This window comes from Streptomyces sp. C10-9-1, from assembly GCF_024497955.1.
GTDB lineage: Bacteria > Actinomycetota > Actinomycetes > Streptomycetales > Streptomycetaceae > Streptomyces > Streptomyces sanyensis.
The window spans coordinates 68,611-94,712 of record NZ_JANHKP010000010.1; the positions used below are offsets into that span (position 1 = coordinate 68,611).

The 26,102-nt window shown below is 73.8% G+C and carries 22 protein-coding genes; 16 read left to right on the forward strand and 6 right to left on the reverse strand.

What is annotated here, in order from left to right; translation table 11 throughout:
• The first annotated feature begins 91 nt into the window (after positions 1-91).
• Positions 92-454: a helix-turn-helix transcriptional regulator gene (locus NPS70_RS15830; RefSeq protein ID WP_256524904.1), complete on the forward strand. Its 363-nt coding sequence runs from the start codon at positions 92-94 to the stop codon at positions 452-454.
• Positions 455-716: 262 nt separating this feature from the next.
• Here the strand turns inward: NPS70_RS15830 and NPS70_RS15835 are convergent, their stop codons facing one another.
• Positions 717-1,340 (reverse strand): histidine phosphatase family protein, encoded by a 624-nt coding sequence (locus tag NPS70_RS15835; protein ID WP_256524905.1) that lies wholly within the window; start codon positions 1,338-1,340, stop codon positions 717-719.
• A 637-nt stretch (positions 1,341-1,977) separates the two neighbouring features.
• On the opposite strand from NPS70_RS15835, the gene NPS70_RS15840 reads away from it, so the two are divergent.
• From NPS70_RS15840 to NPS70_RS15850, 3 genes are all read left to right on the forward strand, one after another.
• Positions 1,978-2,928 carry a helix-turn-helix domain-containing protein gene (locus tag NPS70_RS15840; protein ID WP_256524906.1) on the forward strand — a complete coding sequence of 317 codons (951 nt, stop codon included), beginning with the start codon at positions 1,978-1,980 and terminating at the stop codon, positions 2,926-2,928.
• 220 nt (positions 2,929-3,148) lie between these two features.
• Positions 3,149-3,904, forward strand: a complete 756-nt coding sequence (locus NPS70_RS15845) for a bifunctional 2-polyprenyl-6-hydroxyphenol methylase/3-demethylubiquinol 3-O-methyltransferase UbiG (protein WP_256524907.1) — start codon at positions 3,149-3,151, stop codon at positions 3,902-3,904.
• Entirely contained in the window at positions 3,901-5,607 is a 1,707-nt protein-coding gene (locus NPS70_RS15850) for an AMP-binding protein (RefSeq protein WP_256524908.1), read from the forward strand. Before NPS70_RS15845 ends, NPS70_RS15850 begins: the two co-directional genes overlap by 4 nt.
• Positions 5,608-6,214: 607 nt before the next feature.
• Here NPS70_RS15850 and NPS70_RS15855 read toward each other — a convergent pair.
• On the reverse strand, positions 6,215-6,883 hold the full coding sequence (locus NPS70_RS15855; RefSeq protein ID WP_256524909.1) for a ScbR family autoregulator-binding transcription factor: 669 nt from the start codon (positions 6,881-6,883) through the stop codon (positions 6,215-6,217).
• Positions 6,884-6,983: 100 nt separating this feature from the next.
• On the opposite strand from NPS70_RS15855, the gene NPS70_RS15860 reads away from it, so the two are divergent.
• Positions 6,984-7,943 carry a ScbA/BarX family gamma-butyrolactone biosynthesis protein gene (locus NPS70_RS15860; RefSeq protein ID WP_256524910.1) on the forward strand — a complete coding sequence of 320 codons (960 nt, stop codon included), beginning with the start codon at positions 6,984-6,986 and terminating at the stop codon, positions 7,941-7,943.
• A 92-nt stretch (positions 7,944-8,035) separates the two neighbouring features.
• Positions 8,036-9,022 (forward strand): NAD(P)-dependent oxidoreductase, encoded by a 987-nt coding sequence (locus NPS70_RS15865; RefSeq protein WP_305885944.1) that lies wholly within the window; start codon positions 8,036-8,038, stop codon positions 9,020-9,022.
• A 4-nt stretch (positions 9,023-9,026) separates the two neighbouring features.
• Here the strand turns inward: NPS70_RS15865 and NPS70_RS15870 are convergent, their stop codons facing one another.
• The 3 genes from NPS70_RS15870 to NPS70_RS15880 all read right to left on the reverse strand — a co-directional run bounded on the left by NPS70_RS15870 (position 9,027) and on the right by NPS70_RS15880 (position 13,245).
• Positions 9,027-10,274, reverse strand: a complete 1,248-nt coding sequence (locus NPS70_RS15870) for a cytochrome P450 (RefSeq protein WP_256524911.1) — start codon at positions 10,272-10,274, stop codon at positions 9,027-9,029.
• 174 nt (positions 10,275-10,448) lie between these two features.
• Positions 10,449-11,822: an MFS transporter gene (locus NPS70_RS15875; RefSeq protein ID WP_256524912.1), complete on the reverse strand. Its 1,374-nt coding sequence runs from the start codon at positions 11,820-11,822 to the stop codon at positions 10,449-10,451.
• 208 nt (positions 11,823-12,030) lie between these two features.
• Positions 12,031-13,245, reverse strand: a complete 1,215-nt coding sequence (locus tag NPS70_RS15880) for an acyl-CoA dehydrogenase family protein (protein ID WP_256524913.1) — start codon at positions 13,243-13,245, stop codon at positions 12,031-12,033.
• Between the two features lie 294 nt (positions 13,246-13,539).
• On the opposite strand from NPS70_RS15880, the gene NPS70_RS15885 reads away from it, so the two are divergent.
• The 10 genes from NPS70_RS15885 (at position 13,540) to NPS70_RS15930 (ending at position 24,088) form a co-directional block, all read left to right on the forward strand.
• On the forward strand, positions 13,540-14,103 hold the full coding sequence (locus tag NPS70_RS15885; protein ID WP_256524914.1) for a CGNR zinc finger domain-containing protein: 564 nt from the start codon (positions 13,540-13,542) through the stop codon (positions 14,101-14,103).
• A gap of 146 nt (positions 14,104-14,249) precedes the next feature.
• On the forward strand, positions 14,250-15,164 hold the full coding sequence (locus NPS70_RS15890; protein ID WP_256524915.1) for an alpha/beta fold hydrolase: 915 nt from the start codon (positions 14,250-14,252) through the stop codon (positions 15,162-15,164).
• Between the two features lie 422 nt (positions 15,165-15,586).
• Positions 15,587-16,060 carry a flavin reductase family protein gene (locus NPS70_RS15895; protein ID WP_256524916.1) on the forward strand — a complete coding sequence of 158 codons (474 nt, stop codon included), beginning with the start codon at positions 15,587-15,589 and terminating at the stop codon, positions 16,058-16,060.
• Positions 16,061-16,122: 62 nt separating this feature from the next.
• Entirely contained in the window at positions 16,123-17,658 is a 1,536-nt protein-coding gene (locus tag NPS70_RS15900) for an FAD/NAD(P)-binding protein (RefSeq protein WP_256524917.1), read from the forward strand.
• 86 nt (positions 17,659-17,744) lie between these two features.
• Positions 17,745-18,557, forward strand: a complete 813-nt coding sequence (locus NPS70_RS15905) for a class II aldolase/adducin family protein (RefSeq protein ID WP_256525119.1) — start codon at positions 17,745-17,747, stop codon at positions 18,555-18,557.
• 93 nt (positions 18,558-18,650) lie between these two features.
• Positions 18,651-20,033: a class II 3-deoxy-7-phosphoheptulonate synthase gene (locus NPS70_RS15910; protein ID WP_256524918.1), complete on the forward strand. Its 1,383-nt coding sequence runs from the start codon at positions 18,651-18,653 to the stop codon at positions 20,031-20,033.
• A 37-nt stretch (positions 20,034-20,070) separates the two neighbouring features.
• Positions 20,071-20,451: a chorismate mutase gene (aroH, locus tag NPS70_RS15915; RefSeq protein WP_256524919.1), complete on the forward strand. Its 381-nt coding sequence runs from the start codon at positions 20,071-20,073 to the stop codon at positions 20,449-20,451.
• Entirely contained in the window at positions 20,451-21,629 is a 1,179-nt protein-coding gene (locus NPS70_RS15920; RefSeq protein ID WP_256525120.1) for a prephenate dehydrogenase, read from the forward strand. The genes aroH and NPS70_RS15920 overlap by 1 nt, the downstream gene beginning before the upstream one ends.
• A gap of 394 nt (positions 21,630-22,023) precedes the next feature.
• Positions 22,024-22,380, forward strand: coding sequence for a hypothetical protein (locus tag NPS70_RS15925; RefSeq protein ID WP_256524920.1), 357 nt, complete (start codon positions 22,024-22,026; stop codon positions 22,378-22,380).
• Positions 22,381-22,645: 265 nt separating this feature from the next.
• Complete coding sequence (locus tag NPS70_RS15930; protein WP_256524921.1) at positions 22,646-24,088, forward strand: MFS transporter; 1,443 nt, start codon at positions 22,646-22,648, stop codon at positions 24,086-24,088.
• Positions 24,089-24,155: 67 nt separating this feature from the next.
• On the opposite strand, the gene NPS70_RS15935 is transcribed toward NPS70_RS15930, so the two are convergent.
• A complete protein-coding gene (locus NPS70_RS15935; protein WP_256524922.1) occupies positions 24,156-26,057 on the reverse strand; it encodes a GAF domain-containing protein in 1,902 nt (633 codons plus the stop codon).
• Positions 26,058-26,102: the final 45 nt, after the last annotated feature.

Genomic DNA, 26,102 nt, shown 5'->3' on the forward strand with positions numbered 1-26,102 from the left:
CGCACCCCCGCACCTCCCCCGCCGGGCGGCCGTGCACCTCCCCGGCCGCACGCCCGGGGCCCGCTGCTTCGACATGTGTCAACATAGGAGCATGCCGAGGACCAGGGACCTGCCGCTGCTCAAGCCCGAGGGCGACTGGTGCTGCCCGCCGCTCACCGAGCGGCGGCTGACCGCCGAGGAGGCCGAGCGGACCGCCGTCATGTTCAAGGCGCTGGGCGACCCGGTCCGCCTGCGGCTCTTCTCGGCCGTCGCCTCCCACCAGGGCGGCGAGGCGTGCGTGTGCGACATCTCGGACGTGGGCGTCTCCCAGCCGACCGTCTCCCACCACCTGAAGAAGCTCAGGGAGGCCGGACTGCTCTCCTCCGAGCGGCGGGGCACCTGGGTCTACTACCGCGTCGAGCCGGCCGCCCTGGCGGCGATGGGCGCACTGCTCACCCAGGCCGCCGCGACCTGACGGCCCGGAACCGGCTCGGCCTCGGGGAACACCGGGACAGCGGTTGCCGGTGAGAGCGATCCTGGTCAGGGCGTGAGTGCGCCGACCCGGTTCCCGGGCTCGCCCTGCCGGCGACCATCGTCGGACCCGACGGGATCCGGACCGCCGCGAACCCCCGGACCCGGTTCATCGGACGCGCCGCCCACCCGCCGGTGGACGATCGTCTGCCGGACAGGTGCAGCTGCTCCCCCTGACGGTTCACCATCGATCTCGTCCACGGACCTCAGACACGGAGCTCCGGCGGGAAGCCGGTCCAGCGGAGCCCGGCGGGGAGGTGGCCGGTGTCGTTGAAGAGGAGGACCGCCGGAGGGCGGTCGGGCGTGTAGCGGATGACGGTCAGGGCCGCGTGGGCATGGTTGATGCCCAGCCATCGCCACTTGGGCGCGTCAAGGGCGGCCCGGACGAGCCAGCCGACCAGGAAGTTGTGGGTGACGACGAGCTCATGCCGCGGTTCGTCTCCGGCGACAGTCCCGGTGAACTCCGCACGTGCCGCCGCGGCGAGCCCGGGGCCCTGCTCGCGCTCCTCGACGGTGAACTGGCGCAGGAACCCGATCCAGGCGTCCGCCGCCTCCGATGGCAGCTCCTCGTGTGTCGGCAGGTAGGGGAGGTAGTCGCCGGCCGCTTCGGAACGACGGCAGGGAACTCCGTCGAGCCGCTCACCGACCAGCCGGGCGGTCTGTTCGGCACGGGCGAGAGGGCCGTGGTGGATCGCCGCCAGCGGAACCCCACGGAGCCGCTCCCCCAGCAGGGCGGCCTGGCGGCGGCCCGCATCCGTCAACGCACTCTCATCCGGCGACGCCTCGCCGTGACGGGCGAGATAGAGGTAGCGGGCGGCCGTACCGGTCATGGATGCGTCCTTCGGCGAAGTCGGTCCTGCGGGGTCATGGAAGGACGCCGGCCTACGGGGGCCGGTTCCCACGAGGGGAGAGCCGGACCTCACGCCGGTCGGCGCGTTGGGCGACTTCCCCGGACGTGATCGTTCTCAGCGACTACCGCCGTCCCGACGCCCCCCGAGGCCGCGGCCCCACCGCACGCGCACCGCACCCCGCGGCGCGAGCACGGCGACCACCCCGGCGGCGGCCACCGGGTGAGACCGCGCACGCCACCGCGAGCGCCGAGCCCCGCCGGGCTGCCACCCGCGCCCACGGGGCCCGCACGGACAGTCCGCCGGGCCCCGTTTGACGAATCGCGCACACGGCATGGCCGAGTTGCGTTCCGTCAGCGACCCGGCCGTGGGCGCCGACGCAGGTCCGCGCAGCACGTCGGCGCAGCCAGGACCGGGTGCGGGCACGCGGCACATGCCCGCGGTAGCTCCGCCCAGCAATCGAACGCTATAGAAAACCAGCATCCTGGTATGTTCCAATGGGTGCGGCTTACGGATGCAGGGGGTGACTCCCGCACCCATCGCGGGTGCGGCGGCCATGTGGTGCGGCCGTGTCGTGAAGAGTGCCCCTGAATCCTCAGTAGACGGGGGGATGTGGACGATGACACGTGTCGATGTTCGAACCGAGAGCCGGACCGCGATTCGCTTCAACGTGACCGCACGGTCCCATGACCGTGTGCAGATTATCCGGGAGCACGACGAAGAACCGCACGGAACGACGGTGAGCAACAAGTTCGGCGAAGTGCGGGCCCTTCTCGTCGAGGGCGGCCCTCACGAGATGATCAGACCCGGCAGGCTGCTCACACCGCACGGGGAAGGGCAGCTGAGCATATGCCGTCCCCTCGTCGGCGAGATCCTGGTGTTCCAGGACGGGAAACACGCGACGGCCCGGGGGGCCCAGCTCGTCTGCTACGACAGCTCCCGTCCGTACAAGGTCGTCATGCCGGAGCGCTTCCGCATGGTGACGCTCATGGTGCCGCGCCGCCTGATGGGCCTCACGGCGAAGGACACCGAGATGCTCACCGCCAAGGTGTGGCCCGGATCGCACGGCCTCGGAGCACTGCTGTCGAACCTGCTCGTCGGCCTCGAGCAGCACGCCGAGCACGTCGACACCGGCATCGACCTGCTCGGCGGAAGCATGGCCGGGCTGGCCGCGGCGCTCTTCGCCGAGCGGCTGCGCGCGATGGCCGAGGAGTCGGGAACGGGCCGGCCGACGCTGATGCTCAGCATCCAGGCGTTCATCAGGGAGCGCCTCTCCGACCCCGACCTCTGCCCGTCGGTCGTGGCCCAGCAGCACAACGTCTCGCTGCGCTATCTGCAGAAGATCTTCCACGAGCACAACGCCAGCCCGGCCCGCTGGATCAGGGACGAGCGGCTCGCCCGGTGCCGGTCCGAGATGGCCGACCCCCGATTCGACCACCTCTCCATCGCGGCGATCGGGGAACGCTCGGGCTTCTACGGGGCTTCGCACTTCAGCCGCCTCTTCAGGGACCGGTACGGCGTCACGCCCCGGGAGTTCCGAAAGAGCCGGGGAACCGCCCTCGCCGGTTAGCACGCGATACCCCCTTTCCATTCCAGGCAAGGACCCTCCCGCAATTCCCGGCGGGCGCGCGACGACGGCTGCGGCACCTCGCCGCATTCCCGGAGCATCCGAGTGCATCCCGTATGCGGAAGCTCCTCCGCCCCGCGATGCGCCGCAGCCGACGCCGCACGCCGGTCCACCGGGAACTGCGGGCCGGTCCCTCGTCACCACTCCCACGGAAGGCAATGCATTGACCAGCTTCGAATTCCCCGGAGAGTACTACGAGATCATGCGGGGCGATTTCCGCGATCTTGCCGCGGAAACGGATTTCCTGTCCTCCTTCGCGTCGGCCGGCGGGCGCGTCCTCGATCTGGGCTGCGGGACGGGCACGAACCTCCGGGAGCTCGGCGCACGGGGCTTCTCGTGCCTCGGAGCAGACCAGAGTGCATGTTTCGTCGAGTACGCGCGCGGCGCCGGCGGCAGGAACGTCGAGTACGTGCACGAACGGGCCGAGACCTTCACCACCGACGACCGGTTCGATCTCGTCTACAGCATCTTCATGACGCTCAACTACCTCCCCCGTGCGGAGCTGCGCACCGTGCTGCGGACGATGCGGGGGCTGCTGCGGCCCGGGGGCCATGTGGTGCTGGAGTTCGGCCACCTGCTGAACTTCGTGGAGGGCTTCCAGCAGCACACGGTGGCCCACCACCGCGGCGGCGACGGAGTGCTGATCACGCGGCTGGCCCGTCAGGCGATCAACCCGCACGCGGCGAACTGGCGGAACGAGGAGACCCTGCTCGTCCGGGAGCGCGACGGCCGGGTGTCCCTGTACGACAACTTCTTCGACCAGGCGGTCCTCACCGGACCGGAGGTGCGGGAGCTGCTCGCCGACGCGGGGCTGCGGATCATCGCGGAGTACGGCGGCTTCCGCAAGGAGCCGGTGCCCTTCCACGGGCGCGGCCCGCTGGTGATCGTGGCGACCGCGCAGGGGGAGGACTCGGAATGACGACCTCAGACACCGCGGAAACGGCGTCCGGGACCTCCTTCCTCGACGGCGGGCCCGCCGTCGCACCGGAGGTGGCCTGCCTCGGCGAGGCACTCGTGCGGGCGGCGGAGCGCGAGGACGACTCCGGGGAGAGCATCCGGTTCGTCCGCGCGGACGGCAGCGAGACGGGCATGGGCTACCGGCGGCTGCTGGACGACGCCGCTCGGATGCTCGCAGGGCTCCGCGCGGCGGGCCTCCTCCCCGGGGAGGCCGTGGTCCTCCAGGTCGCCGACGACCCCGAACTGCTGACCGCGTTCTGGGCCTGCGTCCTGGGCGGCTTCGTGCCGATGCCCGTCAATGCCGGAGCCACCGCCGACCAGCGCGCGCAGGCCCCCGGCCTGCTGGGTCGGGTGTGGGAGGGCTACGGCGCGCCCCGGGTCCTCACGGGTGCCGGTCAGGAGCCGGCACCGGAGGTGGCGGCCGACCCGCGCTGGGCGGACGCCTGGCTCGGGACGACCCGCGACCTGCTCGCGCACGCCCCGGACCGGACCTGGCACCGGGCCGACGCCGACGATCCCGCCGTGCGGCTGCTGACCTCCGGCAGCACCGGCGTGCCGAAGGCGGTCGTGCTCACCCACCGCAACGTGCTCAGCCGGACCGCGGCGACCGTCCGGGTGAACCGGCTGAGCGAGAGGACGCGCACCTTCAACTGGATGCCCCTGGACCATGTGGGCGGTCTGGTGATGTTCCACGCACGGGACGTCTACCTCGGGTGCCGGCAGGTGCACGCCCGCTTCGAGTGGGTGCTCGACGACCCCTTGCGCTGGCTCGACGTGATGGACCGCCACCGATCGGACACGACCTGGGCGCCGAACTTCGCCTTCGGGCTCATCAACGACCAGGCGGACAGGCTCGCCGGGCGGTCCTTGGACCTGTCCTGCGTGCGCTACATCATGAACGGCGGGGAGGCCGTCCGCAGCGGTGTGGTCCGCCGCTTCCTGGAGGTGCTCGCCCCCTTCGGTCTGCCCTCGGACGCCATGTACCCGGGCTGGGGCATGTCGGAGACCTCCGCCGGGGTGGCCGACTGCGAGTTCTCCTCCGTCAGCGCCGGGGACGAGCGCTACGTCCCGGTCGGGCGGCCGCAGCCGGGCACCGCCCTGCGGGTCGTCGACGAGCGCAACGAGCTGGTGCCGCCCGGTGTCACGGGCCGGCTCCAGGTCACCGGCGCCACCGTGACCGCCGGATACCACCGCAACGAGGAGCAGAACCGCCAGTCGTTCACCTCGGACGGCTGGTTCAAGTCCGGCGACCTCGCCTACGTCCGCGACGGGATCCTGACGGTGACCGGGCGTGCGGACGACGTCATCCAGCTGCGCGGCGTCACCTACCACGGCCACGAGATCGAGGCCCGGGTGGAGGAACTCGACTGCGTCGCCCCCTCGTACACCGTGGCCTGCGCGGTGAACGCCGCCGAGGGGGAGGACGAGGAGCTCGCGGTCTTCTTCCATCCGCGCGAGGGGGCGGACGCCGCCTCGGCCGGGGAGCGGGTGCGCTCCCGGGTGACCGAGTCCTTCGGGGTCGACTCCGTGCACGTCGTGCCGGTCACCAGGGAGGACGTGCCCAAGACCGGTATCGGCAAACTCCGCAGGGCGCAGCTGCGGAAGCGGTTCGAGTCCTCCCCGGAGCGGGCCCGGGGTGCCGGCGCGGCGGCCTCCCGGCCCTGAGCCCCTCCCGTTCGGGGCGGCGCGTGCGGTGGTGCCGGGCGGACGGCCGGCACCACCCACCGGCCCGGAGGCGGCAGGAGGCGTACGCCCTCGGCGGCGGCCCGCCGCCCGGAGCGGAGGGCACGGGGCCGGTGCCGCGGCGCGGCGCGCGCTCCGGTGGGCTGGGACGCCACGGGACCGGCCCCGCACGGAGGGCCGTGCGGGGCCGGTCCACGGCCCGGGGTTCCTCCCCCGGGCGCCGACGCATGCGCGCTCCGCCTCCCGCGGCAGGCCCGGGGGCCGCGGTGCTCCGGCTGCCCCGGGGGCCGGGCGGCCCGGAGCACCGCGGGGCGCCGGCGCCGGCCTCCGGGTGCGGCCGGGGACGCGGGGGTCCCGGCCCGCGTGTCCGCCGGCCGTCCCGCACGCCCCGGGGAGGCCGTCCCTGTGCCGCGCCCCACCGCCGGCCTCCGGCACCGGGTACGCCCTCCGGGCGGCTCGGGGGCCGGGAAAGGAGGACGGCAGACGGCAGACGGCAACGGAAAGAAACCGGTGTGCAGGTTCTTCCGGGCAGCTCAGGCAGCTCAGGCGGCTCGGCCGAGGCCGAGGCCGAGGCCGACGGGGCACCCGGTCACGCGCCGCCGGCCTGCGCGGCGGTCAGCGCCTCGGCCTCGGCCAGCACCCGTTCGCCCCGGTCGGCGCTCAGGTCGAGCTGTGCCAGCACGCCGGGGACGGCGACAGACGGCAGCAGCTGGGCGAGGAGCACCGACAGCCGCTCGGTGAGGTCCCTGCGGTCGGCCAGCACATGGGAGAGCATCTGGATTCCCGAGAAGGCGCCCACCAGGAGTTCGGCGGTGGCCCTCAGGTCGGCGTGCCCGTAGAGCTCGCCCTGCTCGCTCGCCTCCGTCAGCGCGGCCAGGTTGTGGTCGACCCAGGCCAGGAAGGGCCTCCTGCGGTCCAGTTGGTGCGCTCCGCGCTCCAGGGACAGACCGACGCTCCCCTGGAGCATCCGGTCGTACATGAGGCGGTGCCCGAAGACGAACCCGGCGTCCACCAGCTCCTGGAGCTTCAGGGTGCGCCGTACGACGGGATAGGCGCCCGACCCCACCTGCACCTCCAGGATCGCCTCGGCGAGTTCCTCCTTGGAGGCGAAGTGGAAGTAGAACGCGCCCTTGGTCAGCCCGGCCCTCGAGTAGACGTCGGAGATGGTCGCACCGTCGTAACCCCGTTCGGCGAACACCTCGCCCGCCGCTTCGAGGATCAGCTCCCGGGTCCTGATCGCGCGTTCCTGCTGGCTCACTTGCACCAACCCCTTTATTCCTTGAAACCATACCGCTGTGCACGTATCTTTCCGCAAGGGGGGATCGATGGCCCTTCCGTGCCCGTGAGAAGGAGGAGCCATGGACCGGACACCCGTGCTCGGCGTCCCGCAGCCCGCCGGCACAGCGGAGCGGACCGGGGAGCCGCTCGGCCCCCCGGCGGCCGGACGCGGAACGGTGACCAGGGAACTGGTGCACCGCGCCCGCGAGACCGACGTGCTGCCGGCCTCCTGGGAGAGCCTCGGCGAGGACCGCTTCACCGTGCGCGCGAAGTGGCCGGACACCCATGAGGTCTTCGTCGCCCCGGACGGAAGGCCCGACCCCGTGCTCCTCGTGGAGACCCTGCGGCAGAGCGCGATCTTACTGTGCCACGCCGCGTTCGCCGTCCCGCTCGACCACCACTTCCTCATGGAGGACCTCCACTACCGCGCCCGCCCCGGGCTGCTCGATGTGGCCGGTGGACCAGCCGAGTTGCGGCTGGACGTGGAGTGCTCCGGGATACGGCGCCGCGGCGCGTCGCTGGCCGCCACCGACTGCCGCATGCACGTCCGGGAGGGCGAGCGCACGGTCGCCACGGGCGGCGGCCGCCTGAACATCTCCACCCCCCGCGCCTACCGGCGGCTCCGCGGCGCCCACCTCCCGCCCGCGATGGCGGCGCTGGCGATACCCGTCCCGCACGGGCTCGTCGGGAGATCCGGGCCCACGCAGGTCGTGCTGGCCCCGACGCCCGAATCCGGGCGCTGGCAGCTGCGCGCCGACCCCGGGAACACCACCCTGTTCGGCCGCGCCACCGACCACTACCCGGGGATGATCCTGGTCGAGGCCGCTCACCAGGCCGCCCGCGCCCTGCTGTCGCCGGCCTCCTTCCGCCCGGCGTCGTTCACCATCCGCTTCCACCGCTATGTGGAGTTCGCCCCGCCCTGCTGGATCGAGGCCCACACCGTCCCGACCCGGGTGACGGGCGCCACCGCGGTGCGGGTCGTCGGCCGCCAGGGGGGTCATGCGGTCTTCACCGCATCGCTCACCGGCGCGGAGCGCTGACCCGGGTCGCCGCCCGGGCCGCCGTGACCGTTCCATTCCACTCCTCTCGCCACCGGTGCGGCCCGACGGCTGCCCCGGGGAAGGAAGCCGGCATGCCGCAGCCCACCGTACTGATCACCGGAGGGGCGGGGTTCGTCGGCGGCCACGTGGTGCGCCGACTGCTCGCCCCCGGCGCCGCCGACCCCGGCGCAACGGTGCGTCTGCTGGTCCACGACCGCCGCGTCCACGTGCCCGACGGGGCACCGGTGGAGGTCGTCCGCGGCGACCTGTGCTCCCCGGGCTCCCTGCGCGGCCTGTGCGACGGGGCGGACACCCTGGTCCATCTCGCCGCGCAGGTCGGCGGCCGCATGGAGCAGTGCCGCGCCGTCAACGTCGGGGGCACCGAGGCGCTGCTCGCCGAGGCCGCCCGGGCGGGCGTCCGGCGGATCGTCCAGCTGAGCACCGCGGCGGTCTACGGCGACGGCCCCTACCGCGGCGAGGCGGAGTCGGACCTGCCGACCGCCCCGGTCTCCCCGACCAGCGTGACCCGGCTCGCCGCCGAGGAACGGGTGCGGGCGGCGGGCGGGCTGGTGCTGCGCCCCCATCTGGTCTACGGGGAGGGGGACACCTGGGTGATCCCCTCCCTGGTGGCCCTGCTGCGCCGGGTCCCCCACTGGGTCGAGGGGGGACGCGCCCGCACGTCCATGATCGCCGTGGACGATCTGGCCGAGGCGGTGGCCGCTCTGGTGCGCGGCCGCGACCCCCTGCCGTCCGGCCGGGTCCTGCACGCGAGCCACCCCGAACCCGTGCGGGTCCGGGACCTGGTCACCACCGTGGCACGGGCCCTGGACCTGCCCCTGCCGCGGGGCGAGGTCACGGGCCGCCGGGCGCTGGAGCTGCTCGGGGCCCGCGACGACCCCGCCGGCGCGCGCAGGCTGTCGCTCCTGTCGGTCGACCACTGGTACGACGGTTCGGCGCTGTGGCGGCTGACCGGGGCCCGCCCGGGACCGGGGTTCGCGGAGCGCTTCGCACGCCACGCGGCCTGGTACCGGGCCGCCCTGGCCGACGCGGCGGGCGAGGGCGCGCGGGCGGCGGGCTGAGCCCTCAGACCGGGACGGCCCGGCGGTCCAGGACGACCTCCAGGGCGCGGTGGCCGTTGGAGATGAAGGAACGCTGGGGCTCGGCCCGCCGTTCGGGGTGGGCGAGCGCCATGTCGGGGAACCGCTCGAACAGGGAGCTCAGCGCGATCGACGCCTCCAGCCGAGCCAGTGGTGCGCCCAGGCAGTGGTGGACGCCGTGCCCGAAGGAGATGTGGTCCCGGCGGTCGGGCCGGGTGATGTCGAAGCGGTCCGCGGTGTCGCCGTAGCGGACCGGGTCCCGCCCGGCGGCGGCATAGGAGATCATGATCGCGTCGCCCTTGGGGATCACGGTGCCGCCGAGGTCGATGTCCTCGACGGCGTAGCGCAGGATCGCGTGCGCGCCCGGCGGTTCGTGACGCAGTGTCTCCTCGACCACGTCGTCCCAGCCGGCCCTGCCCTGCCGGACCAGGTCCAGTTGGTCCGGGTGGCGCAGCAGCGCGTGGACGGCGTGGTCGAGGAGGTTGACGGTGGTCTCGTACCCGGCCGTGTAGAGCAGGATGAGGTTGTCCGCCAGTTCCTTCTCGGTGAGGCCGGCGCCGTCGTCGTCGCGCACGGCGATCAGGTCGCAGGTGAGGTCGTCGGCCGGGTGCTCGCGCTTGTGGACCAGGAAGTCGGAGATCGTGGTGTAGAGGGCGTATCCGTTGGCCTGCGCCTCCTCCGCGGTGGCGGAGGTGCGGAAGAAGCCCTTGATGATCCGGTGGAGTCCGGTCCGGTACTCCTCGGGGATGCCGAACAGCTCGCACATCACCTCGTTCGGCAGCGGGTGGGCGAACCTCTCGCGCAGGTCCAGGGGGTGCCCGTGCGGTTCGGCCGCCAGCGCGCCGAGGAGGTCGTCGGCGATGCGCTGGATGCGCGGGCGCAGGGCGGCGACGCGGCGCCGGGTGAAGGCCGAGGCCACCGGCCTGCGCTGCCGGGTGTGGTCGGCGCCGTAGGCCGTGACCATGTTCTGGACGGACACCCAGATGGCCAGGGGCCAGTCCCGGGGGATGTCGCCGTTGATCCAGGCGGGCCAGTGCCGGTAGGCGTCCTTGGACACCCGGGGGTCCAGCAGGAGGCTGCGGATCAGCTCGCCGTCGGTGACCGACCAGGCGGTGACCCCGCCGGGGAGCACCACCTGCGCCGCCGGTCCCCGGGCACGTATCCGGGCGATCTCGCCGTGGATGTCGCTCCCGTCGGTGTCGATGATGACGGGGCACTGCCCGCTGCGGTCCATGTGTCATCTCCAGGTCCTGCCGGGTCGGTCGACCGCCCGGGCAGCCAGCTCTGCCGGAGCGGGTGACCGCCGTCACCACGGGTTCCGGTCTCGGGGGACGTGGGGCCGGCGCCCCTCCCGCTCCCGGACGAGGGGTTCGGGCGGGACGCCGGCCGGTTCTCGGGGAGGGGGGCGCTACGAGCCGGTCCGAGCCGCCTCCGCCCGGCGGCGCCTGGTGGCACGGACCGCCGCGACGAGCGTGAGCACCATGGTGAGGGCGGAGATGGCGGTCACCACGTAGAGGCCGGAGTGGTAGCCGGACAGGGTCGCGGACGCCTCTCCCCCGTGGCCGTCGGCCGCCATCGTGGCGGTGACGACGGCGAGGACGATCGCCGCGCCCACCTGGTAGCCCGTCTGCAGCACACCGGCCGCCAGCCCCTGCTCGGACTCGTCCACGCCGTTGGTCGCCTGGACGTTGGCGGCGGGGAAGGAGAAGGGGAAGGCGATGCCGATGAGGACGATGCTCGGCAGGATGACCCAGAGGTAGGAGGAGGTCTCGTCGATGCGGAGGAAGAGCAGGTACGACGCGGTATAGGCGACGAAGCCCGCGAAGATCATCCAGTGGAGGCCGAAGCGGGCGATCAGCTTGCCGGCACGGGGGGCGATCGTCATGATCAGCAGGCCGATGGGCAGGAAGGCCAGGGCCATCTCCATGGGCGACCAGCCCCGCAGCGACTGCAGGTACAGGCCGCCGATGAACTGGAAGCTCATGTAGGTGCCGAGGATGGCCGCGGCGACCAGGCTCGCGCCGACCAGGGCGCGGTTGCGCAGCAGGCCCAGGCGGAGCAGGGGCTGGGCGGCGCGGCGCTCGACGGCCACGAACAGGACCAGCAGGACGATCGCGGCGGCCAGGGTGCCCAGCGTGCGGACGGAGGTCCAACCGGCGTTGGGGGCCTCGACGATACTGAAGACGAACAGCAGCATCGCGGCGGTGACGCTCACGGCGCCGGTGACGTCGAAGGTGCCGCCGCCCGTGTCCCTGCGCGAGTCGCGCGGCACCAGCACCACCGCGCCGGCGAAGGCGACGACCGCCACGACGACCGGGAGCAGGAAGGTCCAGCGCCAGCTGATCTCGGTGAGGGCGCCGCCGACGATGACGCCGGTGGAGTAGCCGACCGCACCGCACGCGGTGTAGATGCCGACCGCGCGGTTGCGCTGCGGGCCCTCGCGGAAGTTGGTGATGATGATGGAGAGACCGGCCGGTGCGGTGAACGCGGCGCCGATGCCCATGACGAACCGGGCGATGATCACCACGAGGCCGTCACTGGTCAGACCTCCGACCAGGGAGCCCACGGCGAAGACCGCCACGCCCATCAGGAACATGCGGCGCCGGCCCAGCAGGTCCGCCATCCGTCCGCCGAGCAGCAGGAAGCCGCCGAACCCCAGGACGTAGGAACTGACCACCCACTGCACGGACTCGGTGCTCATGCCCAGGTCCGCCTGGATCGGCGGAACGGCGATGCCGACCATGATGTTGTCGAGGGCGTCCAGGAAGAATGCCGCACACACGCTGACGAGCAGACCCCACTCGCGAACGCCCCACTTGCCTGTGTCCGCTTTCCCTCCACCGGTGGGTGTTGCGTCGACTTCTACTTCGCTGGAAGTTGCCATTGGCTGTCCTCATCTAGTCAATTGCCGGTCACTGTGCATCCGATGCCGGCGGTGCGGTCGGCGGCGGGGGGCGCCCCGCCGCCGACCGCCGTTCACCGTGCCCGGGTTATCCCTTGAGCCCGAGGGGGAAGGGGGCCTGCGGCGTTCCGCCGAGGAGGTGCGCTCCCGCCGACTGCACGATCTGCTCCTGGGCGAGGATGTGCTGGCACATCGTGTGCAGGTCGCGGAGCCAGCGGTCGAGCGGGGAGGTCTGGTAGATCGAGGCCGTGCCGACGAGGTCGGAGAGCCGGGAGACGACGGAGCGGGCCGTCCGAAAGGCGTTGACCCGCGCGAGGGCGGAGGAGACCTGCTGGTCGGGGGTCGGCTGGACGCCGGACTCCAGTCGCTGCCACAGCTCGTCGAGGGTTCCGTAGACCGCGTAGCGGGCCGCGGTGAGCTCCATCTCGGCCTGGCCGATGACGGTCTGCACCCGGTAGCTCTCCGGCCACGGGGTGCCGGTGGCCCGCTCCACGCGGTCGGCGGCCAGTTCGCGCACGTGGTCCAGCGCCGCACGGGCGACGCCCAGCGGCACTCCGGGCACGTTGCCGAGGAAGGCGTCGGGGGCGGACAGGGGTCCGGAGCCGCGCGGGGTGGTGAAGTCGAAGGAGTGCTCCTCGGGCACGAACAGGTCGGTGGCCTGGTAGTCCATGCTGCCGCTGCCGGCCAGGCCGGTGGTGTGCCAGGTGTCGACGGTCTCGAACTCCTCGCGGCGGGCCATCACCAGCCGCCAGTTCACCGGGGCGCCGCCCGGGCCGGGTTCCGGCGTGCCGTCGGAGTGCACCACGCAGCCGCCGACGACCCAGTCGGCGTGCGTGACCCCGCTGCCGAAGGGCCAGCGGCCGGTCACCCGGTATCCGCCCGGCACCCGCTCTGCGCGGCCGACGGGGAAGATCAGGCCGGCGGTGATGGCGTCCGGGTTGGCGAGCATCTCCTTGACGACCGTCTCGTCCAGGTAGCCCGCGTAGATCCAGGTGTCCATGCCGATCATCGCGCACCAGCCGGCGGCCGAGTCGCCGTAGGAGAGCGCCTCGATGACCTCGGTCTGCTCGGCGAAGGTCAGCTCGGGGCCGCCCCAGTCCTTCGGCATGCCGATACGGAAGACACCCGTACCGCGCACGAGTTCGACGACGTCCTCCGGAAGGCGCCGGCCGCGTGCGATCTCCTCGGAGCGCTCGCGCAGCAGCGGGGCCGCGGCCCGCGCCCTCGCCAGGATCTCCGCCGCCGAGGTGGGGGCGTCCTGCTCGGCGCCCGCCGCGGGGTTGAGAGTCTCCGTCACGGTCATTGAAACCCCTCCTGTACCTGCGTGCTCGTCTCTCTTCGGGCGCGACGGCCGGCAGCCGTGTCCGCACGGGTCACCGCACAGGCGGCACCCCCGGGCAGCGGAGCGGCGGACGATCCGTCCGGTCCCGCGCCGTCTTCACGCTAGGGACGGCGCCCCCTCGCCTCTCGTGTGAACGCGCACGCAATCTGGCACGTCCGCACACGCCGACAGGACTAACCGTCGTAAGTGACTTTAAGGGTTAGGCTCGGCTCGTGCAACCAGTCACTTACGCTTGAGAGGTTAGAATCGGATCGGATGGAGGAAGATGCGATGACCGAGGTCGACCCGCGTCCTTTCGTCGGCGAACCCTTCGCCCTCGATCTGCTCAACACCCGATGGCAGGAGCACGGACGACAGGAGGATCTGCTGGACACCCCGGCCGGGCTGCACGTGTGGCTGGCCGGGCACGGACTGGCCGAGCGGTTTCCCGCCGGCGCCGCGTCGCTGGAGGCGGTGCGCACCACCCGCCGCGCACTGGCGGCGGCCGTCACCACACCCGGCTCGCCCGATGCGGTGCGGCAGGTGGACGAGATCCTGGACCACGGCCGCGTCCGGCTGACCCTCGACACCGAAGGCCCCGGCGAGCGTGCGGAGTTCACCGATCCGCACTGGGGCGCGGCATGGACGGCCGCCCAGGACTACCGGCGGCTGCTGGCCACGGCCCCGGACCGGATCAGGCTCTGCGACCAGCCCGACTGCATCCGGTACTTCCTCGACACCTCCCGCAACGGCACCCGGCGCTGGTGCTCGATGGCCCTGTGCGGCAACCGCGCCAAGGCGGCCCGCCACTACGCCCGGAGCCGCGGGCCCCGCGCATAGAGCGGCTGCGACCGGGGCGGCCCCGCAGCGGCAGCAGCCGCCGCACCCACCCGGTGCGCCGCGCACCGGCGGACGGACCGCCGGCGCCGCGGTCGGTGCCGCCCCGGCGCACGCGTCCGGACGCTCCCACACCACGAAGGGGTTCCATGAATCCGCCCATCCGCCACCGCACGGTCCAGGTACAGGGGCTCGACGTCTTCTACCGCGAGGCCGGCCCACCCGACGCCCCGGCCCTGCTCCTGCTCCACGGCTTCCCGGCCAGCTCGCGGTCCTTCCGCGAACTCATGTGCCGGCTGGCCGGGGCGTACCGGGTCATCGCGCCGGACCACATCGGCTTCGGCCACTCCGCCCGGCCGTCCACCGACGCGTTCGCCTACACCTTCGCCCGACTGGCGGAGATCACCGACGAGTTCACCAGGCTGCTCGGGCTGTCGCGCTTCGCGCTCTACGTCCACGACTACGGGGCGCCGATCGGCTGGCGGCTCGCCGCCGCCCGCCCCGAGCGCGTCACCGCGATCGTCAGCCAGAACGGCAACGCCTATCTCCAGGGCCTGCGCCCCGGGTTCTGGGCACCCGTCCACGCCTACATCGCCGACCCCGGCCCGGCCACCGAGGCAGCCGTCCTCCAGGCCCTGACCCCGGAGGCCGTGCGGTGGCAGTACACCCACGGGGTCCCCGACGAGAGCCTGCTCGACCCCGACGCCTGGCTTCTCGACACGGCGGCACTCGCGCGCCCCGGCAGCACCGCCGCGCAGCTGCGCCTCGTCCGCGACTACGGCTCCAACCTGGAGGCGTACCCGGCGTTCCAGAGGTACTTCAGGGAGAGCGGGGTCCCGCTGCTCGCCGTGTGGGGAGCCCACGACGAGATCTTCGGCCCCGAGGGCGCGCACGCCTTCCGCGACGACCTCCCGGAGGCGGAGGTGCACCTGCTGCCGACCGGCCACTTCGCCCTGGAGACGCACTGCGACGAGATCGCCGACCGGGTGGCGGACTTCCTCGCCCGCAGGCTCCCGCCGCGGACCGCGCCCTCCCCGGCGGGGGCGGTGAGCGGCACGGGCTGAGGCACGGCGGCGCGGGCCCCGTCCGGCGCTCCCCGTCGCCGCGGGAGCGCGGACGGGGAGCGCCGTCCCGCCCCGTGCCCGGGCCCACGGGACCCGCGCGGCTCCCCGGTCCCGCTCGCCGGGGCGCCGCCACGGCCGCCCCGGTGAATTCCGCACCGCCGCGCGTTCTCCCGCCGCGGGCACCGCGGCAGGCGTGGACGGGCCAATTCCTGTGCGCTCTCCCGCCATACGGCACTTCGGCCGCTCGGTAACGTCTCCGCCATCGAACGGGGTTTCGCCATTTCCTGAGGTGTTCGACCTCTGGCCCCGGGACGCCCACATGCGTGCGCGTATCAGACATTCCCCGGAGAGGACCATTCATGGGTGAGCTGTCAGCGGCCGACCGTCCACCGGTTGCCGTGGAAGACGACCTGCGTTCCGTCATGCGCAATTTCGCCACCGGCGTCTGCGTGGTGAGCACCTTCTCCGACGCGGAATCCACGCGCCGGCACAACGCGCTGACGATCAACTCGCTGACGTCCCTCTCGCTGGACCCGCCGCTGGTGTCGCTGAGCATCCGTCGCGACTCCGCGTTCCTGGACGATCTGATGGAGTCCCGGGTCTGGGCCCTGTCCCTTCTCGACGGCGGCGGCGAGGACCTCGCCAGGATCTTCGCCCGCCCGGCCGAGGAGCGGGGGAAGGCCCTGCGCAGCCTGCCCTCGGAGCCCGGGGAGCGGACGGGGGCGCTGCTCCTGGACTCCGCGGCCTGGATGGAGTGCCGCTACCGGGACCATCTGGTGGCCGGTGACCACCTGCTGATCGTCGGTGAGGTCGTCGGCACCGGAGTGCGTCACACCCGGTCGTCCCTCGTGTTCCTGCACGGCGCGTTCCACCGCTTCGAGCGGCGCGCGACATGAGGCGGAAAGGAAAGCGACGGACGAGGCTCCACACAATCCCTGTACCGATAGGTGGCTGACGCATGTCCGGAATTTCCCTCGCCGTGGTCGGAGGTGGCGCGTCCGCGGTCTGCCTCATCGACGCACTGGCTCAGACGCAGAGCCCTTCGGGCAGTATCACGGTGTTCGAGCCCTCGCCGAATCTGTGGCGCGGCCGGGCCTACCAGGTCGATATCGACACCATCAAGGTCAATGCGCCGCCGGAGGACATGTCCGTGCGGGTGGGCGACCTCGGCCATCTCCGGCGCTGGCTGGACGCGCGGCAGCGGGTCGTGGAATTCGACAGCGCCGACCCCGTCTCCGGAGCCTGTTTCCCCCCGCGCACCGTCTACGGCGAATACCTGGAGCAGTCGGCCTATTCCGCGCTCGGGGAACTGCGCAGGAACGGATGGCGGGTCGACCTGGTCGGGGCGGCCGTCACTTCGGCCCGGTGCACCGGCGAGCGGATCCATCTGAGCACCAGCAACGGCAGCGACAGCGCCTTCGACTACGTCGTCCTCTGTGTGGGCGGCGACGGCCCCAAGGACGCCTACGGGCTCTCGGGCGCACCCGGGTTCATCGCGGACCCGTACCCGATGTCCCACAGCCTGCGCGGGATCGGCCCGCGTGAGGACGTCGCCGTCGTCGGCAGCGGCCTCACGGCCGTCGACACCGTGCTCGCCCTCGCCGCCCAGGGCCACCAGGGACGCATCAGCCTGCTCTCCCGGCGGGGCGTGCTCCCCGGTGTCCGCCAGCGCCCCCTGCACTTCGAGCCCCGCCACCTCACCAAGGAGCGGATGCGGGCGCTGGCCCGCACCGGCCGCGAGCTGCCCCTCGCAGAGTTCGCCCGGATCGTGGCGGCCGAGCTGCGCGACGCCGGCTCGGACACCGAAGCGGTCCACGCGGAGATCACCGACCTCGGCAGGGAGGCTCCCGCGGAACGGCTGCGGCGCCAGTTCGCGGCCGTCGACTCGCCCGACCCGGGTCTGCGGATCCTCCAGAACGCCGTCCCCGACATCGGCCCCGACGTCTGGCCGCAGCTTCCGGAGGAGGACCGGGCGGAGCTGCTCCGCTCCCACTACCGCACCATCATGAGCCTGTGCTGCCCGATGCCTCCGGCCAGCGCCGCCGTGCTGCTGGAACTGGTCGACTCGGGACAGCTGCGGATCCGTTCCGGGCTGCGGAAGGTCGCGGAACGCGGTGGCGGGGGCTTCGAGCTGCTCACCGCCGACGAGCCCCCCGTCACGGCGGACACGGTCGTCAACGCGGTCAACGCCTCCGAGGGCCGCGTCCCCGTCGGGGCCCTCCCCCTGGTGACCAGTCTGACCAGGGCCGGTGCGGCCAGCCTCCACCCCCACGGCGGACTGCACCTCGCCCGGGCGACCAGCCGCCTCGCCGACGCGCAGGGCCGCCACGACCCCCGGCTCTACGGACTCGGCACCATCGGCGCCGGATCGCTGTTCTTCACCTTCGGCGTCCCCTCCCTGGTGGACCGCGCCGAGGACATCGTCGCCGCCATCCTCCAGGACGCGGGCGACAGGCACCCGACGCGCTCCGCGGACGCCCTGCTGCCCGCCTGACGGGGACCGCACCGTCCGAGCGGACCGCACGTCCGCGCACCGCCCTTCCACGGCCCGTCCAGAAAGAGGTACCCACCATGACCACGATGACCGACCGGGCCGCCGAGCCCGCCGCGGAGTTCCTCGCCGACACCGCCACCGGGCTGCCGATCCCCTCCGAACCGGTCTTCGCCACCCCGGAGGAGACCCGGCGGCACCGCAAGCAGCGGCTGGCCGCGGCACTGCGGCTGTTCGGCAAGTACGGCTTCGGCGAGGGGATCTCCGGGCACATCTCGGTACGCGACCCGGAGCACCCCGACCGGTTCTGGGTCAACCCCTTCGGCATCTCCTTCAGGCACGTGCGGGTCGCCGACCTGATCTGCGTCGACGCCCGGGGACGCGTGGTCCACGGCAGGCACCGCGTCAACCCCAGCGCCTTCGTCATCCACTCCCAGATCCACGAGCTCCACCCGGGCGCGACCGCCGCGGCGCACGGCCACACCGCCCACTCCCGGGCCCTCGGCGCCCTCGGGCGCCTGCTGGAGCCCATCGACCAGGAGTCGGCCGCCTTCTACGGGCGGCAGACCCTCTACGAGGCCTACGAGGGGCCCTCCGTGTCCCTGGAGCAGGGGCGCGACATCGCCGAGAACCTCGGGGACAACAGGGCCGTCCTGCTGCGGCACCACGGTCTGATCACCGTCGGCGGCTCGCTGGACGAGGCCGTGCACTGGTTCTTCACCTACGACAGCTGCGCCCAGGTCCAGCTCCTCGCCCTCGCGGCGGGCACCCCGAAGACGTTCACCCACGAGCAGGCCGTGGCGGCGGGCGAGGGCTTCGGCGACGCGCAGCTCGGCTGGTTCAGCTTCCAGCTGCTCTGGGACGAGATCGTCCGCGAGGAGCCCGACCTGCTGGACGAATGAGCGGCACGCAGCCCCTCGCGGGGGCCGGCGCCGGCCCCCGCGAGGGGCCCTCCTCGCAGTACACCCTGCCGGAACGACGAAGGAACCCCTCCCATGGACGCAACGCAAGCCGCATCGCCGCAGACCTGGCGGACCCTGCCCGCCGCGCAGCAGCCCTCCTGGCCCGACGAGCGGGCCCTCGGCACCGTGCTGGACGACCTCGCCACCGCGCCGCCCCTGGTCTTCGCCGGTGAGTGCGACCAGCTCCGCTCCCGGCTGGCCGCCGTCGCCCGCGGTGAGGCCTTCCTGCTCCAGGGCGGCGACTGCGCCGAGACCTTCGACGCCGTCTCCGCCGACCAGGTCCGCGACAAGCTCAAGACCCTGCTGCAGATGGCGGCCGTGCTCACCTACGCGACCTCCCTCCCGGTGGTCAAGGTCGGACGGATCGCCGGGCAGTACTCCAAGCCCCGCTCGCAGCCCACCGAGCGGCGCGACGGCGTGGAGCTCCCGGTCTACCGCGGAGACGCGGTCAACGGGCTCGACTTCACACCGCAGAGCCGCACCCCCGACCCCGAGCGGCTCCGGCGGATGTACCACGCCTCCGCCGCGACGCTGAACATCGTCCGCGCCTTCACCACCGGCGGCTACGCCGACCTGCGCCAGGTGCACACCTGGAACCAGGACTTCGTCGCCCGTTCCCCGGTCGGGAAGCGCTACGAGCGCCTGGCCGACGAGATCGACCGGGCACTCGCCTTCCTCAGGGCCTGCGGGGCGCAGCCCGGCGAGTTCGGCTCGACCGAGTTCTACTCCAGCCACGAGGCGCTGATCCTCGACTACGAGGCGGCCCTGACCCGGCGCGACTCCCGCACCGGCGACTGGTACGACGTCTCCGGCCACATGGTGTGGATCGGCGAGCGCACCCGCCGACTGGACGGCGCGCACATCGAGTTCGCCTCCCGGGTGCGCAACCCCGTCGCCGTCAAGCTCGGGCCGTCGGCCACCGCGGACGAGGCCCTGGCGCTGATCGACCGCCTCGATCCCGACCGGGAGCCCGGCCGCCTGTCGTTCATCACCCGGATGGGTGCCGAGCGGGTCCGCGACGTCCTGCCGGGGCTGGTGGAGAAGGTCACGGCCTCCGGTGCGCGGATCGCCTGGATCTGCGACCCGATGCACGGCAACACCTTCACCGCGCCCAGCGGCCACAAGACGCGGCGCTTCGACGACGTGCTCGACGAGGTGCGCGGCTTCTTCGAGGTCCACCGCGAGCTGGGCACCCATCCGGGCGGCCTCCACGTCGAGTTGACCGGCGAGGACGTCACCGAGTGCGTGGGCGGCGGCGCCGAGGTGCGCCTGGACGACCTCGCGCACCGCTACGAGTCCGCCTGCGACCCGCGTCTCAACCGCTACCAGTCGCTCGACCTGGCCTTCCAGGCGGCCGAGCTGTACCAGGAGCGCGTCGTGCCGAGGGGGCCCGTGCGGACGGCCGCCGAGGCATGACGGCGACAGCCCGGCAGAAGCCGATCCGGAGGGTGGGATGACCGTGCGCGCGATACGCGGCGCGATCCAGATCGAGAACGACGACAGGGGCCGGCTGGTGGACGGCACCAAGGGCCTGCTGAAGGCCATGCTCGACGCCAACGGGCTGGAGCAGCAGGACCTGATCAGCATGGTGTTCACCGCGACCCCCGATCTGCGCAGCGAGTTCCCGGCGGTGGCGGCACGGGAGCTGGGACTCACCGACACCCCGCTGCTGTGCGCCGGGGAGCTCGACGTCCCCGGCGCCCTGCCGCGGGTGGTGCGCATCCTGCTGCACGCCGAGACCGATCGGGCCAAGTGCGATGTGCGGCACGTCTACCTGGGCGGCGCCGCAGCACTGCGCACCGACCTGGCCGGGGCGCCGGAGGGGTCCCGGTGATCCGCACGGCAGCGGTCGTGGGCACGGGACTGATCGGCACCTCGGTGGCGCTCGCCCTGGCCGCCAGGCAGGTGCACGTCCATCTGCTCGACGCGGACGAGTCGGCGGCGCGCACGGCCGCCGCGCTCGGCGCGGGCACCGTCGGCCCGCCCACCGCGCCGGTGGACATCGCCGTGCTGGCGGTGCCGCCCGGCTGCGTCGGCGCGGTGCTCGCCGCCCAGCAGGCGAAGGGGCTGGCGCGCAGCTACACCGACGTGGCCAGCGTGAAGGGCGGTCCGGAGCGGGACGCCCTGCGGCTGGCCGACCCCACCTGCTACATCGGCGGCCACCCGATGGCCGGGCGTGAGCTGTCCGGGCCGCTCGCCGCCTCGGCCTCCCTGTTCGAGGGCCGCTCCTGGGTGCTCACCCCCACACAGGGCACCGGGACGGACACCCTGAACCGGGCCCTGGAGGTGGTGGCGCTGTGCGCGGCGGTGCCCGTGGTCATGGAGAGCGGTGCCCACGACCGCGCGGTGGCGCTCGTCTCCCACACCCCGCACCTCCTCGCCTCGCTGATGGCGGCGCGGCTGGAGGACATGCCGGACGACGCCTCGCGCCTCGCCGGGCAGGGGCTGCGGGACGTCACCCGGATCGCCGGGGGCGACCCCGGGCTGTGGGGCGACATCCTGGACGCCAACGCCGGGGCCGTCGCGGAGGTGCTGGAGGCGCTCGCCGCGGACCTCGGCGCGGCGGTGGCGGCCCTGCGGGGGCTGGCGGGCGACGATGCCGACGCCCGCGCGGAGGGCACGGTGCGCGTGGCCGACCTGCTGGGCCGCGGCAGGAGGGGCCGGGGGCGCGTGCCCGGCAAGCACGGCGGGAACCCGACCCACTGCGCCGCCGTGCACGTGCTCATCGGGGACCAGCCGGGCGAACTGGCCCGCCTGCTGGCGACCGTGGCCGACCTGGAGGTCAACGTCGAGGAGGTGTCCATCGACCACTCCCCCGCGGAGCGCAGCGGACTGGTCGAACTGGCCGTGGAGGCGTCCGCCGCCGTCCGCATGGCGCGACGGCTCACGGAGTTCGGCTGGGCGGTGCAGCGGCCCGGTTCCCGTGCCGGCTCCACCGCACCCGGGGGCGTGCTCCCACCGGCGGGCGGGCCCGACCGCGGGCGGGTTCCGCTGGCGGCAGGAACGGCCTGACCGCACGGACGTCCGCGACGGCGGCCGGGGCCGGCGACGGCTCCGGCGACCGGCCTTCCGCGGCGGGTCCTGCCGTCTCCGCGCGGGTACCGCACCGGCTCCGTGCGCGGGCGGCGGTCCGCGGCTGCGGACGGCCGCGCGTGCACGGCGGTGGCGCGCCACCCCCGCACCGCCTGCCGGACGGAGGGGCGGAGCGCGGTGAGGTGTGGCCTCCGCGCCGCCGAGGCCCGCGGCGCGGGCTGCGGGGCCGCTCGCACGGCGGCGTTCTCCCGCAGGCCCCGCCCGGGGCGGAGGCCCCGGAGCGGTGCGGCCGGGCCCTCCGCCGCGCCCCGGGTGCGGCGTCCGCCCCGGCGGCACGCCGGTGCGCCCCCACGGCCGGGATACGCTGCTCGCCATGAGCCGACCGGTGGGGAACGACGGGACGGGTCCGGTCCGCGGGGCGGGCTCGTTCGTGCTCGCGATCGTGGAGTCCGCCGTCACCTCGGTCCTGTCGGTGTGCTGGCTCCTGCTGGCCCTGGCGGTGTACCTGGAGTCGTACGGCCTCGCCCCCGGCGCGCCGGGGCGACCGCACGGGCACGCCGCGCTCGCCTGGTCCGCGGGCGGCCTGCTGGCCTCTCTCGGGGTCACCTGGCTGCTCCGAGCCTCCCGGAGGGCCGCCGTCCGGCGGGGCGCCGACGGGGCGGTCACGGCGCGGCTGGTCACCGTGCTCGCCGTCACCGCGCTTCTCGCCGTCGACCTGCTCGACGGCTGACCTCCCACCGGTTCACGGTGCGCGCCGCGTGCGCCGGGTGCTCGCGAGCCCGCCGGGGACGCACGGGAGGGGGCGCCGTGGCGCCGTCCTCGCCGTGTCGCCGCCGTCCCGGAGTCGTCCCGGAGCCACCGGGACCGTCCTCATGGGGGGCGCGCGCACTCCGGCGACCGTAACTGTGGTGTCCCGCCATATACGCCTCTGATCTGCGCCTTCCTACGGTGTGCGACACGCATTCGTCCCCGTCAGACGCCAGGAAGTGGTGCCGATGTCCTCCCCCGCGACCTCCCCTCCGACGCCCGGCAACCTGAGGCGTATCGTCGCCGCCTCGCTCATCGGCACCACCATCGAGTGGTACGACTTCTTCCTCTACGGCTCCGCCGCCGCGCTCGTGTTCAACAAGCTGTTCTTCCCCGGCTCCGACCCGCTCGTCGGAACCCTGCTGTCCTTCCTCACCTACGCGGTCGGATTCGCCGCCCGCCCCCTGGGGGCCCTGGTGTTCGGGCACTTCGGGGACCGGCTGGGCCGGAAGAAGCTCCTGGTCCTGAGCCTGCTGATGATGGGCGGCGCGACCTTCGCCATCGGCCTGCTGCCCACCCACGCGGCCATCGGCAGCGCCGCCCCCGTGCTGCTGACCCTGCTCCGGCTGGTCCAGGGCTTCGCGCTGGGCGGGGAGTGGGGCGGCGCGGTACTGCTGGTGTCGGAGCACGGGGACGCGCGGCGGCGCGGGTACTGGGCCTCCTGGCCCCAGACCGGCGCGCCCGCGGGGCAGTTGCTCGCCACCGGCGTCCTCGCCGCGCTCACCGCGCTGCTGTCGGAGTCGGCCTTCACCTCCTGGGGCTGGCGGGTGCCCTTCCTCCTGTCCGGGGTGCTGGTCGTCGTCGGCCTGTGGATCCGGCTCTCGGTCGACGAGTCCCCGGTGTTCCGGGCCGCGCTGGCCCGGGCCGAGCGGCGCAGGGCGGCGGAGGGCACGCAGGAGCGGCTGCCGATCGTGGCCGTCCTGCGCGACCACTGGCGCGATGTCCTGGTCGCGATGGGGGCGCGGATGGCGGAGAACATCAGCTACTACGTGATCACCGCCTTCATCCTCGTCTACGCGACCACGGCCGTGGAGGCGAGCAGGCAGACCGCGCTCAACGCCGTGCTCGTGGCCTCGGCCGTGCACTTCGCGGCCATCCCGCTGTGGGGCGCGCTGTCCGACCGGATCGGCCGCAGGCCCGTCTACCTGATCGGCGCGGTCGGCGTCGGTGCCTGGATGTTCCCCTTCTTCCTGCTGGTCGACCGGGGGTCCTTCGGGCCCCTGCTGCTGGCCGTCACCGTCGGACTGGTGCTGCACGGCGCGATGTACGCGCCTCAGGCTGCCTTCTTCTCCGAGCTGTTCTCGACCCGGGTGCGCTACTCGGGGGCCTCCATCGGGGCGCAGTTCTCCTCGGTGGCCGCGGGTGCGCCCGCTCCGCTGATCGCCACGGCGCTGCTCGCCGAGTACGGGTCCTCCACCCCGGTGTCGCTGTACGTCCTCGCCGCGGTGCTGCTCACCGTCCTTGCCGTGGTGTGCGCGGCGGAGACCCGCCACCGGGACCTCGGCGACGCCGGTGCGGACGGGGAGCCGGCCTCCGGGGACCGGGGCGCGGTGCCGGGGCGGACACCGGAGGACGGGCGGTCCGGGGGCTCCGCCGAACCGGCCGGGGACGTCGCGGCCCGGCCCGTCTGAACTCCACGCCCGCCCGGTCCGGGTTCCCGCCCCGCCCCGGCGCGCCCGCCGCGTCGGGGCGGCGGCGTCACGGCCTCCGGGGGGCGTCGGGGGCCGACATCGCGTGGAGCCGGAGGGCCAGGTGGATCTCCAGGGCGCGGGAGGGGGTCTGCCAGTCGTCCCCCAGCAGCCTGCCCACCCGCTCCAGCCGCTGGGCCACCGTGTTGACGTGCACATGGAGTCGCTCCCGGGTGCGGGCCGGGCTCATCCCGCTCGCGAAGTACGCCGCCAGGGTGCCCACGAGGTCGGTGCCGCGGCGCTCGTCGTAGGCGAGGACCTCCCCGAGGGTCCGCTGCACGAAGCCGCCGACGTCCCCCGGGTCGGCGAGGAGCAGTCCGAGGAATCCCAGGTCCTGTGCCGCGGCCCCCTGCCCCCCGCGTCCGAGCAGGGCGAGGGCGTCCAGGCAGCGCCGGGCCTGCTCGTACGCCCCGGCCACGGGGGCCGGGTCGTCGGCGGGGGACGCGACGGGCGAGGACGCACCCACCGTGACGGGTTCGCGCAGCGCGTCGGAGAGCTGGCGGGCCGCCCGGCGGGCCAGATGCCCGGGGGTGTCGCCCGGCCGCAGGGGAAGGAGCAGCACGGCGCCGCCGTCACGGGCGGCGGCCAGGCCCGCGCCGGTGGCGGCGAGATGGGAGGCGGCCGACCACAGGCGGCGGCGGTCGGCCCCCTCCCGGGCGGACGGCTCCCCCGGGCCCGTGGGGTCGGCGGGCGAGGCGTCGCTCCGTGCCGCGAGGACCACCTGGGGGCCGTCGAGGTCGGCGTCGAGGCGCAGGGCGCGCTCGCGCAGCGGGCCCGGGTCGCGGCCGGGGGCGTCGAGCAGGTCGTCCAGCAGCTCGCCCCGGACCCGCCGCTCCGCGTCGTGCGCCGAGCGGCGCGCGAGCAGCAGGAGGGAGGTGACCATGGCGGCGCGTTCCAGCGTGCGCCGGTCCACGGGGTCGAGGCGGGGGCTCCCGTGCAGCACGAGGGCGCCGAGAGCCTCACCGCCCGCGGACACCTCGGCGACCCAGTCGTCCCCGCGGCGCACGGCGCGCCCGTCCGCCCGGGGCCCGTCGGGCGGGTCGGAGGTGAACGCCACGGTGCCGTCCAGGACTTCGGAGAGCGCGGCGGTCACCTCCTCGACGCCGCCCCCGCGCAGGACCAGTTCGGTGAGCCGGTCGTGGACCTCGGAGGCGCGCTCGATGACGCCGCTGTGCGCCTGGATGATGCCGTTGGCCCGCTCCAGTCCGGTCAGGGCCGAGCGGGTCTCGGCGAGCAGGTTCGCGGTGTCGATGGCGACGGCGGCGTGGGCGGCGAACGAGGCCAGCAGGGCGATCTGCTCGCGCTCGAAGACCCGGGCCCGGCGGTCCGCGGCGAACAGCACGCCGATCACCCGGCTGCCCAGGGTGAGCGGCACGCCGAGGATGGCGGCCAGGCCCTCGTCGCGGACGGCCTCGTCGATCGGCCCGGTGTGCGCGAAGCGTGCGTCGTCGAAGTAGCTCTCGGTGACGTACGGGCGGGCGGTCTGGGCGACCAGGCCGCCGAGCCCCTCGCCCATGCCGAGGCGCACCTGCTGGAAGCGGGCGGAGACCGAGCCCTCGGTGACCTTCATGTAGGTGTCCCCGGCGACCGGGTCGTTCAGGCTGAGGTAGGCGACCTCGGTGCCGAGCAGGGAGCGTGCCCGCTGCACGATGGCCCGCAGGACCGCGTCGAGGTCGCGGAGGCCGGCCAGGTCGTGGGCGGTCTCGAAGAGGGCGGACAGCTCCGCCTCCCGTCTGCGGCGCCCTTCGAGCTCGGCCCGGACGCGCAGGGCGAGTTGCTTGGCGTGCTCCAGTGCGGCGAGCGTGCCGGGGTCTGCTCCGCGCTCGCGCGCCCGCAGCACCGGTCCGTCGTAGGACTCGGCGTCGGCGCCGCGGGCCAGGAGCTCCAGGTAGACGGCGTGGTCGTGGGACATGGCGTCAGGAATACCCGTGCCCGGGCGCCGGGCGCCAGCCCTGTG